Below are 14,580 nucleotides of genomic sequence, written 5' to 3'. Positions count from 1 at the left end.
AATTGCTATAAAAGTTAATAGTTAAGGTAAGAACCAGATTGTTCTGGTCTTTTTAACACTTAACACCCGATCTATTAATTTGAGGAGTGTGTAATGTCTGAACGTGGTTTGCTAATTGTTTTCTCAGGACCATCTGGTGTTGGTAAGGGGACAGTTAGGCAAGAAATTTTTTCAACCCCTGACCATAAATTTGATTATTCCGTTTCAATGACTACTCGTCCACAACGCCCAGGCGAAGTTGATGGAGTTGATTATTTCTTCCGTACACGTGAAGAGTTTGAAGCGTTGATTAAAGAAGGTCAAATGCTTGAGTATGCGGAGTATGTTGGTAACTACTATGGAACTCCTTTAAGTTATGTCAACGAGACTTTAGACAAAGGGATTGATGTTTTTCTTGAAATAGAAGTTCAGGGAGCGCTTCAAGTTAAATCGAAGGTTCCGGACGGTGTTTTCATTTTCTTAACACCACCAGATTTAGAGGAATTAGAAGAGCGTTTAGTAGGACGTGGGACAGATAGTCCAGAAGTGATTGCCCAACGTATTGAACGTGCCAAAGAAGAAATTGCTTTGATGAGGGAGTATGACTATGCTGTTGTCAATGATCAAGTGTCATTAGCAGCAGAACGTGTTAAACGTGTCATTGAAGCAGAACATTATCGTGTGGATCGTGTTATTGGGCGTTATACCAACATGGTCAAAGAAACTGATAAAAAATTAAGTTAAAAATAGAAAAGAGAATTGCCTTATGATGTTAAAACCTTCTATCGACACTTTGTTGGACAAAGTTCCTTCAAAATATTCTTTAGTTATTTTACAAGCTAAGCGTGCTCATGAATTGGAAGCTGGTGAGAAAGCCACTCAAGATTTTAAATCCGTGAAATCAACACTTCGCGCTTTAGAAGAAATCGAGTCAGGTAATGTTGTAATTCACCCAGATCCATCAGCAAAACGTGCCTCAGTTCGCGCTCGTATCGAAGCTGAACGCCTTGCTAAAGAAGAAGAAGAACGTAAAATCAAAGAGCAAATTGCTAAAGAAAAAGAAGACGGCGAAAAAATTTAAGCAAGTCAAAAGTGAGAGGTTGAAACATTCTGTATCAGCCTCTTTTCATATTTTAGAGAATTAGGGAGGGTTTATGGCAAGAAAATTAGCACAGGTTATTGTTGATATTCCTCTGATGCAGACAGATAAACCATTTTCGTATGCCATTCCTAAAGATTTGGAAGATTTGGTACAAGTAGGAGCACGCGTTCATGTTCCTTTTGGAAGAGGGAATCGTCTTTTGCAAGGCTTTGTTGTCGGTTTCAGAGATGATGATGAATTAGAGACTAAGGATATTGCGGGGGTCCTAGATTTTGAACCTGTTTTAAATCAGGAACAACTAGACTTAGCTGATCAGATGCGCCATACTGTCTTTTCTTATAAAATATCTATTTTGAAATCAATGTTACCAAGTCTTTTGAATTCGCAATATGATAAACTCTTGTTAGCAACGGACACATTACCATCAGAAGATAGAGAAGATCTATTTGGTCATAAAACGGAAATCGTCTTTTCAAGTTTGTCTTCTCAAGATGCCAAAAAAGCAGGCAGATTAATTCAAAAAGGTTTCATAGAAGTTCAATATTTAGCCAAAGATAAGAAAACAATAAAAACAGAAAAGATTTACAAAATCAACAGAACTCTGTTAGAAAAGAGCCAAATAGCAGCAAGAGCGAAAAAGAGACTGGAGTTGAAAGAATTCCTGTTAGAAAATCCTCAACCAGGGCGCCTCACAGCTTTAAACAAACAATTTTCATCTCCTGTGGTTAATTTTTTCAGAGAAGAAGGAATCATTGAGGTCATTGAAAAAGAAGCTAGTAGATCTGATAATTATTTTAAAGGAATCCTAAAAACGGATTTTTTGGATTTAAATCAGGAACAAGCTAAAGTAGTTAAAATAGTTGTTGACCGAATTGGTAAGGATCAGAATAAACCCTTCTTGTTGGAGGGGATTACAGGGTCTGGTAAGACAGAGGTATATCTTCATATCATTGATAACGTTTTAAAGTTGGGAAAAACAGCGATTGTTCTCGTTCCAGAAATTTCTTTAACTCCCCAGATGACGAATCGTTTTATTTCTCGTTTTGGAAAGCGAGTTGCTATTATGCACTCGGGCTTGTCAGATGGTGAAAAATTTGATGAGTGGCGAAAGATAAAATCAGGTCAAGCTAAAGTTGTCGTTGGAGCTCGTTCAGCAATTTTTGCTCCTTTGGAAAATATCGGAGCCATCATTATAGATGAAGAACATGAATCAACTTATAAGCAAGAATCTAACCCAAGGTATCATGCGCGCGATGTGGCCTTGCTACGTGCAGAATATCATAAAGCTGTGTTACTAATGGGATCAGCAACTCCAAGTATCGAAAGCCGAGCTAGAGCTAGTCGGGATGTTTATAAATTTTTAGAATTAAAACATCGTGCTAATCCTAAAGCACGTATTCCTCAGGTTGAAATTATTGATTTTAGAAATTTTATTGGTCAACAAGAAGTTAGTAATTTCACACCATATTTACTAGATAAAATCCGAGATAGATTAGATAAGAAAGAGCAAGTGGTTCTTATGCTCAATCGTAGAGGTTATTCTAGTTTTATTATGTGTCGAGACTGCGGCTACGTTGATCAATGTCCTAATTGTGACATTTCTCTGACTTTACATATGGCTACAAAGACCATGAATTGTCATTATTGTGGGTTTGAAAAGCCTATTCCAAGAACATGTCCAAATTGTAATAGTAAAAGTATCTCTTACTATGGTACTGGAACCCAAAAAGCTTATGAAGAACTTTTGAAAGTTATCCCAGACGCAAAGATTTTACGGATGGATGTTGATACGACAAGGCAAAAAGGCGGTCATGAGTCTATTTTGAAGCGTTTTGGAAATCATGAAGCTGATATTTTATTGGGAACACAGATGATTGCTAAGGGATTGGATTTTCCAAATGTTACTTTAGTTGGAGTACTAAATGCAGATACTTCTCTGAATTTACCTGATTTTCGATCATCAGAGCGAACTTTTCAACTATTAACTCAAGTGGCTGGACGTGCTGGGCGTGCTGAAAAAGAAGGAGAGGTTGTCATTCAAACTTATAATCCTAATCATTATGCTATTCAATTAGCCCAAAAGCAAGATTTTGAAGCTTTTTATCAATATGAAATGAATATCCGTCGACAACTTGGTTATCCTCCTTATTATTTTACAGTTGGTTTAACATTATCGCATAAAGATGAAGAGTGGTTAATACGAAAATCTTATGAAGTATTAAGTTTATTGAAGCAAGGCTTTAGTGATAAAGTAAAGTTGTTAGGTCCAACGCCAAAACCAATTGCAAGAACACATAACCTTTATCACTACCAAATTATTATCAAGTATCGATTTGAGGACAACCTTGAACTTGTTTTGAATCGCTTATTAGACATGACTCAAGACAAGGAGAATAGAGATCTTCGCTTAGCAATAGACCACGAACCGCAAAATATGATGTAGAATAGTGCTATGATATAATTGAGAAAAGAAAGACGAGGAAAAAGCAATGACAAAATTATTATTCATGGGTACCCCTGATTTTTCAGCGACGGTTTTAAAAGGTATTTTAGCAGATGGTAAATATGATGTTTTAGCTGTTGTGACGCAACCAGATCGTGCTGTAGGTCGTAAAAAAGAAATTAAAATGACCCCTGTAAAAGAAGTGGCCTTGGAAAACAACATTCCTGTGTATCAGCCGGAAAAACTATCTGGAAGTCCAGAATTAGAGCAACTAATGACCCTAGGTGCAGATGGTATTGTAACAGCTGCTTTTGGTCAATTCTTACCAACAAAGCTTTTGGAATCGGTAGGTTTTGCAATTAATGTACATGCTTCTCTATTGCCAAAATATCGTGGTGGGGCACCAATTCATTATGCCATTATTAATGGCGAAAAAGAAGCTGGGGTTACCATCATGGAAATGGTTGCAAAGATGGATGCAGGGGATATGGTATCAAAAGCTTCCGTTGAGATAACTGATGAAGACAATGTAGGGACAATGTTTGATAGACTCGCCGTTGTTGGTCGTGACCTTTTATTAGATACGCTTCCAGGTTATCTATCAGGTGATATTAAGCCGATACCACAAAATGAAGAAGAGGTAAGTTTTTCTCCTAATATTAGTCCAGATGAAGAGAGAATTGATTGGAATAAATCATCGCGCGACATTTTTAACCATGTTCGAGGGATGTATCCATGGCCAGTTGCACATACTCTTTTGGAAGGAAATCGTTTTAAACTTTATGAAGTAACAATGTCAGAAGGAAAGGGCTCACCGGGTCAAGTGATCGCTAAGACAAAGAACTCATTGACAGTAGCAACTGGTGACGGAGCTATTGAACTCAAATCAGTTCAACCAGCAGGGAAACCTCGTATGGATATAAAAGACTTTTTAAATGGTGTTGGTCGTAATTTAGAAATAGGAGATAAATTTGGCGAATGATTGGAAAAAGAGTGCGCGTGGTTTAGCTTTAATGACTTTAGAGGAAGTTTTTGATAAAGGAGCTTATTCTAATATCGCACTTAATAAGAGTTTAAAAAAATCTAGACTATCAGATAAAGATCGTGCCTTAGTAACAGAAATTGTCTATGGAACTGTGGCTAGAAAAATAACGCTAGAATGGTATCTATCACACTTTATAGTTGATCGTGATAAGCTTGAATTATGGGTATATCATCTCTTGCTACTGAGTCTTTATCAACTACTCTATCTGGACAACATCCCAGATCACGCTATTGTTAATGATGCTGTCACTATTGCTAAGAATCGAGGCAATAAAAAGGGTGCTGAAAAGTTAATTAATGCCGTTTTACGAAGAGTAAGTTCGGAGACGCTCCCTGAAATTGCATCAATAAAACGCCAAAACAAACGTTACTCTGTTGCTTATTCCATGCCAGTGTGGCTCGTAAAAAAATTAATTGACCAATATGGTGAGACAAGAGCTTTAGCTATTATGGAGAGTTTATTTGAGCGAAATAAAGCCAGTCTTCGTGTGACTGACTTATCGCAAAAACAAACTATCAAAGAAACTTTAAATGTTAGAGATTCACATATTGCAGAGACAGCTTTAGTTGCAGACTCAGGAAATTTTGCATCGACATCATTTTTCCAAGATGGCCTCATTACTATCCAAGATGAATCTAGTCAATTAGTTGCTCCAACACTCAAAGTCTCAGGTAATGACCAAGTATTGGATGCATGTAGTGCACCAGGAGGAAAAACAAGTCATATCGCCTCATATTTGACTACAGGGGCAGTAACTGCTTTAGATTTGTATGATCATAAATTGGAATTGGTTATGGAAAATGCAAAACGCCTAGGTCTGTCAGATAAGATAAAAACTAAAAAGTTAGACGCAAGTAAAGCTCATGAGTATTTTCCTGAGGATACTTTTGACAAAATTTTAGTAGACGCACCTTGTTCAGGTATCGGGCTAATTCGCCGTAAACCAGATATTAAGTACAATAAAGCTAATCAAGACTTTGAAGCCCTCCAAGAGATTCAATTGTCTATCCTATCTAGCGTTTGTCAAACGCTACGTAAAGGTGGTATAATAACCTATAGCACTTGTACCATTTTTGAGGAAGAAAATTTTCAAGTTATTGAAAAATTCTTAGCAAACCACCCCAATTTTGAGCAAGTAGAACTGAGTCATACACAAGAGGATATTGTAAAGAGAGGCTGTATTAGTATAAGCCCTGAACAATATCATACAGATGGCTTTTTTATTGGACAAGTCAAACGTATCTTGTAGTGTCTAGGAGGAAACTGACATCGTCAGAAAAAAATATATGGAAATATCTCTTTTAACAGATATTGGGCAACGTCGTTCCAATAATCAAGATTTTATTAATCAATTTGAAAATAAAGCCGGCGTCCCACTAATCATCTTAGCAGATGGTATGGGAGGACATCGTGCAGGAAATATTGCTAGCGAGATGACTGTAACTGATCTAGGAAGTGATTGGGCGGAGACAGATTTTTCTGAGTTATCAGAAATTCGTGATTGGATGCTTGTCTCTATTGAAACTGAGAATCGCAAAATATATGAATTAGGTCAGTCAGATGATTACAAAGGTATGGGAACTACCATTGAAGCAGTTGCTATTGTAGGAGATAATATTATTTTCGCACATGTAGGAGATTCACGTATCGGTATCGTTCGTCAAGGAGAGTATCATTTATTGACGAGTGATCATTCTCTTGTTAATGAATTGGTAAAAGCTGGCCAATTAACAGAAGAAGAAGCTGCTAGTCATCCTCAAAAAAATATTATTACGCAATCAATTGGTCAAGCCAATCCAGTCGAACCTGATTTAGGAGTTCATCTACTTGAAGAAGGTGACTACCTTGTAGTTAATAGTGATGGACTAACTAATATGTTGAGTAATGCCGATATTGCTACAGTACTAACACAAGAAAAAAACTTAGATGATAAGAATCAAGATTTAATCACTCTAGCAAACCATAGAGGAGGTCTTGATAATATCACTGTGGCACTAGTTTACGTTGAAAGTGAGGCGGTTTAATGATTCAGATTGGCAAATTATTTGCTGGTCGTTATCGGATCCTTAAATCAATCGGACGAGGTGGAATGGCGGATGTTTATCTAGCTCGAGATCTAATTTTAGATAATGAAGAGGTCGCAATAAAAGTATTGCGAACCAATTATCAAACAGATCAGATTGCGGTTGCTCGCTTCCAGAGAGAAGCACGAGCAATGGCTGAGCTGACACATCCTAATATTGTCGCTATTCGTGATATAGGTGAAGAAGACGGACAGCAGTTCTTAGTAATGGAATATGTTGATGGATTCGATTTAAAAAAGTATATTCAAGACAATGCACCCCTATCAAATAATGAAGTTGTTCGAATCATGAATGAAGTCCTTTCAGCCATGTCACTGGCACATCAGAAAGGTATCGTACACCGTGATTTAAAACCTCAAAATATTTTATTAACTAAAAAAGGGACTGTAAAAGTTACAGATTTCGGTATTGCGGTAGCGTTTGCTGAAACTAGTTTAACGCAAACGAATTCTATGTTAGGTAGTGTTCATTATTTATCGCCAGAGCAGGCGCGTGGTTCAAAAGCGACTGTTCAGAGTGATATTTATGCCATGGGAATCATGCTTTTTGAAATGTTAACTGGCCATATTCCTTATGATGGGGATAGTGCAGTTACTATTGCCCTACAGCACTTCCAAAAACCACTACCATCAATCCTTGCAGAAAATAAAAGCGTTCCACAAGCTTTGGAAAACATTGTCATTAAAGCAACAGCTAAAAAGCTAACAGATCGCTATAAGACAACTTATGAGATGGGACGTGATTTATCAACTGCTCTAAGCTCGACACGTCACCGTGAACCAAAACTTGTTTTTAATGATACTGAGAGTACTAAGACACTACCAAAAGTAACATCTACAGTATCATCTTTAACGACAGAACAACTGTTGCGTAATCAAAAACAGGCCAAAACAACAGAAAAAATAACTCCTGATTCTGCGAGTAACGATAAAACGAAGTCTAAAAAGAAGGCTTCTCATCGACTTCTTGGTACAATCATGAAATTATTCTTTGCACTCTGTGTTGTAGGAATAATTGTATTTGCTTATAAAATTTTAGTAAGTCCTACGACTATTCGTGTTCCAGATGTTAGCAACAAAACAGTAGCTCAAGCAAAAATGACATTGGAAAATTCTGGATTGAAAGTAGGAGCTATTCGTAATATTGAGAGTGATAGTGTTTCAGAAGGCCTTGTCGTAAAAACAGACCCTGCTGCAGGACGTTCTCGTAGAGAAGGGGCTAAAGTTAATCTTTATATTGCCACTCCAAACAAGAGTTTCACTCTAGGTAATTATAAGGAACATAATTACAAAGATATCCTCAAAGATCTTCAAGGCAAAGGTGTTAAAAAATCTTTAATCAAGGTTAGGCGTAAAATTAATAATGATTATACTACTGGTACAATCTTAGCACAGTCGCTTCCAGAAGGAACATCTTTTAATCCTGATGGTAATAAGAAATTAACACTTACGGTTGCTGTTAATGATCCAATGATTATGCCTGATGTAACAGGTATGACAGTTGGAGAAGTAATAGAAACCTTGACAGACCTCGGATTAGATGCAGATAATCTTGTCTTCTATCAAATGCAAAATGGCGTTTATCAAGCAGTAGTAACACCTCCATCTTCAAGTAAGATAGCAAGTCAGGATCCTTATTACGGAGGAGAAGTTGGATTAAGGAGAGGAGATAAAGTTAAGCTGTATCTTCTTGGTTCTAAAACAACAAATAACTCATCATCTACGCCAATAGATTCTTCGGCTTCAAGCTCAACAGGAACAACTACCTCGGATTCTGTAAGCTCATCAACGGATGCTAGCACTTCTGATAGTAGTAGCACTTCTACAAGTAGTTCAACACTACCAAGTGATAGTACAACTAATACAGGAACAGCCAACAATCCATTAACTCAATAAAATTAAAAAGAAGATGTTAAAGTCTTCTTTTTAATTTGCTATGGTAGAGACCATGCCTAGAAAGGTTCTGCCAATATGCCAAATTTTTCTCTCAATAATGGTGCAAAGTATAGGGCTTTTTGATAAAATACGTCATATAGAGTAATGGAAGGATTATTATGAAAAAATTTCAGTTTTTTCTACTTGTTGAAGCCGTTGTCTTAGTTATGGGATTAATGAAAATTTTATCAGATGACTGGACAAGTTTTATTTTTATTCTCGCTTTGATTCTTTTAGCCTTAAGATTTTATAACAACGATAGTCGTCATAATTTTCTGTTAACGACAAGTTTGTTATTACTATTTTTAATCTTTATGCTTAACCCTTACATTATTGCAGCCGTTGTTTTTGCAGTTTTGTATGTTCTAATCAATCATTTCTCGCAAGTTAAGAAAAAAAATCGTTATGCTTTGATTCAATTTAAGAACCATCAATTAGATGTTAAGACAACACGAAACCAATGGTTAGGTACTGATCAGCACGAAAGTGACTTTTATGCTTTTGAAGATATTAATATTATAAGAATCTCTGGGACTGATACAATTGATTTAACAAATGTTATTGTATCTGGGCAGGATAATGTTATTATAATTCAAAAAGTTTTTGGTGATACTAAAGTATTGGTTCCTTTAGACGTTGCCGTAAAGGCTGATATTAGTTCTGTTTACGGTAGTGTACAGTACTTTGATTTTGAGGAGTATGATCTAAGAAATGAATCTATAAAATTGTCACAAGAGGAAGAATATTACCTTTTGAAACGTGTCAAATTAGTTGTAAACACTATCGCTGGGAAAGTTGAGGTTAGTCGTAAATGAAAAAGCACCACTATTTTTTAGCTTTCTTCTATGGAAGTGTCATTATATTTGCCATTTGTTTTGTCATTATTGATAGTCTGGGTGTTAATTTGGTGCACCTCTATCAAACGTCTCGTTTGTGGCTGATTGAACAATTGATTTTCTCTATTTTCTTTCTATCTTTAGCGGTAACTATCCTTTTATTGCTAACTTGGTTTTTATTAGATGATAATAGTAAACGTCAAATTAACCATAATTTACGTCGCATTTTAAATAACCAATCAATAAATGTTACCGATGATGGTACTGAAATATCGACCAATATTCAACGGCTCTCTAAAAAAATGAATTTAATGACAGCAAGTCTACAATCTAAGGAAAATAGTCGTATTTTAAAAAGCCAAGAAATTGTGAAACAAGAACGTAAGCGTATTGCACGTGATTTACACGACACAGTTAGTCAGGATTTGTTCGCAGCTTCCATGGTTTTGTCAGGGATTGCACAGAATGTTTCTCAGCTAGACGTTGATCAGGTTGGCTCGCAATTATTAGCAGTAGAGGAAATGCTTCAGCATGCACAAAATGATTTGAGAATTCTGCTACTTCATTTGAGGCCAGTTGAATTAGAAAATAAGACCCTATCTGAAGGATTCAGAATGATATTGAAAGAATTGACCGATAAGAGCGACATTGAAGTTGTTTATCATGAATCAATTCTAACCTTACCCAAAAAGATTGAAGACAATATTTTTAGAATTGGTCAAGAATTTATCAGTAATACTTTAAAGCATTCACAAGCCAGTCGTCTCGAAGTTTACCTTAATCAAACAGAGAATGAATTGCAGTTAAAAATGATTGATAATGGTATTGGATTTGATATGGATTCTGTCTATGATTTAAGTTATGGGTTAAAAAATATTGAAGATCGAGTAGAAGATTTAGCAGGAAATTTACAGCTTCTCAGTCAGCCTGGTAAAGGAGTTGCTATGGATATAAGATTACCTTTAGTAAATCAGAGTGAGGATAAAAATGGATAAAATAAAAATTGTACTTGTTGATGACCATGAGATGGTTCGTCTCGGTTTAAAAAGTTTTTTAAACTTACAAGCTGATGTTGAAGTAATAGGTGAGGCCTCAAATGGTTTAGAAGGCATAAAAAAAGCACTGGAGTTACGTCCAGACGTTGTTGTTATGGACTTAGTAATGCCTGAAATGGACGGTGTAGAAGCAACCTTAGCATTATTGAAGGATTGGCCAGAAGCTGCTATTTTAGTCTTAACATCTTACTTGGACAATGAAAAAATTTACCCTGTTATTGAAGCAGGTGCCAAAGGCTATATGTTAAAGACCTCAAGTGCAGCAGAGATTCTTAATGCCATTCGTAAAGTTGCAAGGGGAGAACAAGCTATTGAAAATGAAGTAGATAAGAAAATTAAGGCTCATGATAAATGTCCAGCTTTACATGAGGGCTTAACAGCAAGGGAACGTGATATCCTTAATTTATTAGCCAAAGGTTATGACAATCAAAGGATTGCTGATGAATTATTTATCTCGTTAAAGACTGTTAAAACTCATGTTTCTAATATTTTGGGAAAACTAAATGTAGCAGATCGAACTCAAGCGGTTGTCTATGCTTTCCAACACCATTTGGTACCACAAGATGATGAATAAGTGATATAATAGAGGCACTATGTTAATGAAAGTGGTTAGTCATGGACGCAAAAACTAAATATAAAGCAAAAAAAATAAAGGCAGTGTTTTTTGATATTGATGACACGCTTCGTGTTAAAGATACAGGTTATATGCCACCATCAATCTTAAAAGTTTTTAAAGCTTTGAAAGATAAAGGAATTGTTGTAGGTATTGCTTCAGGAAGGGCACGATATGGCGTTCCAAAAGAAGTTCAAGATTTAAATGCCGATTATTGTGTAAAATTAAATGGAGCTTATGTTAAGGACAAGGATAAGAATATCATCTTCCATCGTCCTATTCCTGCTGAATATGTAGAGCAATATAAGAAATGGGCAGACACTGTTGGTATTAAGTACGGTTTAGCTGGTCGTCATGAGGCAGTTTTATCAGATCGTGATGATTTGGTAAATGATGCGATTGATATTGTGTATTCTGATCTCGAAGTTAATCCAGATTTCAATAAAGAACATGATATTTATCAGATGTGGACGTTTGAAGATAAAGGAGATAGCCTTCATCTACCTGAACCGTTAGATGAACATCTTCGCTTGATACGTTGGCATGATCATTCTTCAGATGTTGTGTTAAAAGGAACATCGAAGGCTTTAGGTGTTTCTAAAGTTGTTGAACATTTGGGCTTAAAGCCAGAGAATATCTTGGTTTTCGGAGATGAGCTCAATGATTTAGAACTCTTTGATTATGCTGGACTAGCTGTGGCGATGGGAGTGTCACACCCAGAAGCTCAAAAAAAAGCAGATTTTATCACAAAAAAAGTAGAAGAAGATGGCATCTTGTATGCCCTGGAGGAACTAGGTTTGATAGAAAAAGAATTAACATTTCCACAAGTAGATATTGAAAATACAGAAGGTCCTGTGGCTGTCATTAAAACAAATCACGGGGATATGACTGTAAAACTCTTCCCGGATCATGCTCCTAAAACGGTAGCAAACTTTATTGGTTTAGCTAAACAAGGTTATTATGATGGTATTATCTTCCATCGTATTATTCCAGATTTTATGATTCAGGGTGGTGATCCAACTGGTACAGGTATGGGTGGTGAATCTATCTATGGGGAAAGTTTTGAAGACGAATTTTCCGAGGAATTATATAATGTTCGCGGAGCTCTTTCAATGGCTAATGCTGGACCAAATACGAATGGCAGCCAATTTTTCATCGTCCAAAATACAAAAATTCCTTATGCGAAAAAGGAATTAGAGCGAGGTGGTTGGCCAACACCAATTGCTGAGTTGTATGCTGGACAAGGTGGTACACCGCATCTAGATCGTCGCCACAGTGTATTTGGACAATTAGTAAACCAAAGTTCTTTTGAGGTACTTGATGAGATTGCGGCAGTAGAGACTGGTTCTCAAGACAAACCATTGGAAGATGTTGTTATTTTAACGATTGAGGTTAAAGAATAAAATGAAGATTGGCGATAAGTTAAAGGGAACAGTCACTGGCATTAGGCCTTATGGAGCCTTTGTTTCTCTTGAGGATGGTAGGACTGGACTTATCCATATTTCTGAAATTAAAACAGGTTACATTGATAATATTTATGATGTTCTTAGTGTAGGTGATGAAGTCTATGTTCAGGTTATAGATGTAGATGAATTTACACAAAAAGCAAGTTTATCGCTTCGGACCCTTGAAGAAGAAAGACATCATATTCAGCATCGTCATCGATTTTCTAACAATCGTCTTAAGATAGGTTTCAAACCACTTGAGGAAAATTTACCTAGTTGGGTTGAGGAAGGTCTAGCCTACTTGAATAATAAATAAACAAAAAACCTAGATTTGATTAATGACAAGTCTAGGTTTTAAATATTTAAAAGTAGCAGTGAATATTATACTTGCTAAAAATAGCTTGATAATCGAGTAGATCCTCTGGGTGTAGTGCAGCGATCTCTTCCATTTCATATTGACGATTAAGTAATTGATATTTGTTTTGTCCAAATTGGTGGAAAGGTAAGAGTTGCACTTGACGGATATCTAGGCGATCAAATAAACAAGCAAATTCTTCAGCATCTTCTAATGAATCGTTAAAATTAGGTATGACAGGAATACGTAGCACAATAGTTTTACCGTTGGCAAAAGCATAATGAATGTTTTTGATGATTGAAGCATTCTTAACCATCGTCTTTTCTTGGTGTTTGAGGCTATTGTAATGTTTTAAATCGGTGTAAATAAAATCAACGTATTGGATAAGATCTATGAATTGTTCATGTCTAGTATAAGCAGTTGTTTCAATAGCCGTGTGGATTCCCAGTGATTTAGCACGTTTTAAAATTGCCTTGGCAAATTCAAATTGTGCAAATATTTCACCGCCAGATAGCGTTATGCCCCCACCAGATTCTTCGTAAAAATCAATATCTTTTAAAACCTCTTCAATAATATCATCAACCGATTTTTCTTCGCCCACGATGACGCTTTCATTAGTAATGGCATCTCTCATTGTTTCTGGAACCATTTTTTGCGACTCGGGATTAGCACACCAAGGACATCTAAGAGGACAACCCTTTAAGAAAACGGTTGTTCGAATACCTGGACCATCGTGAATACTAAAATGTTGAATGTTGAATACAATACCTTTTTCATTTGTCATATTATTTTCCTCAATTTCATTTTAAGTATACCTTTTATACGTAACAAAGTCAATTACGAATGAAAGTTTATTGAACTTGTTTAATAAATAAAAAATGATAAAATAGAAAGGAGGTGTTTCATGAATAGATTAGAAAATATTATTAGTTTAGTATCTCAGTACCAAAAAATAGACGTTAATACACTCTCGGAGTTGTTACAAGTTTCTAAAGTAACGATACGTAAAGATTTAGATAAACTAGAAGGCAAAGGGCTTTTGCATAGAGAGCACGGTTATGCAGTTTTAAACAGTGGGGATGATCTTAATGTTAGGTTATCTTTTAACCATAAAACTAAAAAAGAAATTGCTGCCTTAGCTGCGAATATGGTGTCTGACAATGACACTATCTTAATAGAATCAGGCTCTACTTGTGCTCTTTTAGCGGAAAATATCTGTCAGACAAAGCGAAATGTCACTATTTTGACCAACTCTTGCTTTATTGCTAACTATTTACGAGAATATGATTCATGCCAAATTGTCTTACTTGGTGGTGAGTATCAATCAAGTTCACAGGTTACGGTAGGTCCTCTCTTGAAAAAGATGATTTCACTTTTTCATGTCTCGTTAGCTTTTGTTGGGACTGATGGTTTTGATCCAAAACTAGGATTTATGGGTAGAGATTTAATGCGTTCTGAAGTTGCACAAGAGATGGCGAATGCTGCCGATGAAGTCATTATTTTAACAGATTCTAGTAAGTTTAATCAGACTGCATTGGTGGAACAGCTTCCGTTGTCAACTGTATCACAAGTTATTACAGATAAACATCCAAATTCGGAAATTGCTAATTTGTTCCAAGAAGCAGAGATTACCATTCAATCTTTATTACAAGTGCCATAAAAGAGGCTATTTTTCTTACATTTTGCACA

General features: G+C 36.0%; 14 protein-coding genes. 13 read left to right on the top strand and 1 reads right to left on the bottom strand.

The genetic code is table 11. From position 1 onward, the window contains the following. The first annotated feature begins 93 nt into the window (after window positions 1-93). From gmk to HMPREF2818_RS00075, 12 genes are all read left to right on the top strand, one after another. On the top strand, window positions 94-723 hold the full coding sequence (gene gmk, locus HMPREF2818_RS00130) for a guanylate kinase (protein ID WP_000003861.1): 630 nt from the start codon (window positions 94-96) through the stop codon (window positions 721-723). Window positions 724-745: 22 nt separating this feature from the next. After that, window positions 746-1,060, top strand: a complete 315-nt coding sequence (gene rpoZ, locus HMPREF2818_RS00125; protein WP_000979239.1) for a DNA-directed RNA polymerase subunit omega — start codon at window positions 746-748, stop codon at window positions 1,058-1,060. A gap of 73 nt (window positions 1,061-1,133) precedes the next feature. After that, complete coding sequence (locus HMPREF2818_RS00120) at window positions 1,134-3,524, top strand: primosomal protein N' (RefSeq protein WP_000101521.1); 2,391 nt, start codon at window positions 1,134-1,136, stop codon at window positions 3,522-3,524. Window positions 3,525-3,570: 46 nt separating this feature from the next. Beyond that, window positions 3,571-4,506 carry a methionyl-tRNA formyltransferase gene (fmt, locus tag HMPREF2818_RS00115; RefSeq protein WP_000163893.1) on the top strand — a complete coding sequence of 312 codons (936 nt, stop codon included), beginning with the start codon at window positions 3,571-3,573 and terminating at the stop codon, window positions 4,504-4,506. After that, on the top strand, window positions 4,496-5,818 hold the full coding sequence (rsmB, locus tag HMPREF2818_RS00110) for a 16S rRNA (cytosine(967)-C(5))-methyltransferase RsmB (RefSeq protein WP_001262600.1): 1,323 nt from the start codon (window positions 4,496-4,498) through the stop codon (window positions 5,816-5,818). Before fmt ends, rsmB begins: the two co-directional genes overlap by 11 nt. Window positions 5,819-5,855: 37 nt before the next feature. Beyond that, window positions 5,856-6,593, top strand: coding sequence for a Stp1/IreP family PP2C-type Ser/Thr phosphatase (locus HMPREF2818_RS00105; protein ID WP_000406231.1), 738 nt, complete (start codon window positions 5,856-5,858; stop codon window positions 6,591-6,593). Then, window positions 6,593-8,548 (top strand): Stk1 family PASTA domain-containing Ser/Thr kinase, encoded by a 1,956-nt coding sequence (pknB, locus tag HMPREF2818_RS00100; protein WP_000614570.1) that lies wholly within the window; start codon window positions 6,593-6,595, stop codon window positions 8,546-8,548. Before HMPREF2818_RS00105 ends, pknB begins: the two co-directional genes overlap by 1 nt. 158 nt (window positions 8,549-8,706) lie before the next feature. Further along, window positions 8,707-9,402 (top strand): cell wall-active antibiotics response protein LiaF, encoded by a 696-nt coding sequence (liaF, locus tag HMPREF2818_RS00095; RefSeq protein ID WP_000714456.1) that lies wholly within the window; start codon window positions 8,707-8,709, stop codon window positions 9,400-9,402. After that, entirely contained in the window at window positions 9,399-10,418 is a 1,020-nt protein-coding gene (locus HMPREF2818_RS00090; RefSeq protein ID WP_000716170.1) for an envelope stress sensor histidine kinase LiaS, read from the top strand. Before liaF ends, HMPREF2818_RS00090 begins: the two co-directional genes overlap by 4 nt. Next, window positions 10,411-11,052 carry a response regulator transcription factor gene (locus tag HMPREF2818_RS00085; RefSeq protein ID WP_000357891.1) on the top strand — a complete coding sequence of 214 codons (642 nt, stop codon included), beginning with the start codon at window positions 10,411-10,413 and terminating at the stop codon, window positions 11,050-11,052. The genes HMPREF2818_RS00090 and HMPREF2818_RS00085 overlap by 8 nt, the downstream gene beginning before the upstream one ends. A 41-nt stretch (window positions 11,053-11,093) precedes the next feature. Beyond that, window positions 11,094-12,494 carry a bifunctional Cof-type HAD-IIB family hydrolase/peptidylprolyl isomerase gene (locus tag HMPREF2818_RS00080; RefSeq protein WP_000339135.1) on the top strand — a complete coding sequence of 467 codons (1,401 nt, stop codon included), beginning with the start codon at window positions 11,094-11,096 and terminating at the stop codon, window positions 12,492-12,494. A gap of 1 nt (window position 12,495) precedes the next feature. Next, entirely contained in the window at window positions 12,496-12,852 is a 357-nt protein-coding gene (locus HMPREF2818_RS00075) for a S1 RNA-binding domain-containing protein (protein WP_000689608.1), read from the top strand. A 46-nt stretch (window positions 12,853-12,898) separates the two neighbouring features. Here HMPREF2818_RS00075 and HMPREF2818_RS00070 read toward each other — a convergent pair whose 3' ends face one another. Beyond that, the gene (locus HMPREF2818_RS00070; protein WP_000180537.1) at window positions 12,899-13,675 is read right to left on the bottom strand and encodes a glycyl-radical enzyme activating protein; all 777 of its coding nucleotides are present in this window, start codon (window positions 13,673-13,675) and stop codon (window positions 12,899-12,901) included. Between the two features lie 120 nt (window positions 13,676-13,795). On the opposite strand from HMPREF2818_RS00070, the gene HMPREF2818_RS00065 reads away from it, so the two are divergent. Further along, window positions 13,796-14,551, top strand: a complete 756-nt coding sequence (locus tag HMPREF2818_RS00065) for a DeoR/GlpR family DNA-binding transcription regulator (RefSeq protein ID WP_001080746.1) — start codon at window positions 13,796-13,798, stop codon at window positions 14,549-14,551. Window positions 14,552-14,580: the final 29 nt, after the last annotated feature.

The sequence above is a fragment of the Streptococcus sp. HMSC076H09 genome, from assembly GCF_001811765.1.
GTDB lineage: Bacteria > Bacillota > Bacilli > Lactobacillales > Streptococcaceae > Streptococcus > Streptococcus agalactiae.
Note: the sequence above shows the minus strand (reverse complement) of the source record. Positions and strands in the feature narration are given on the sequence as shown.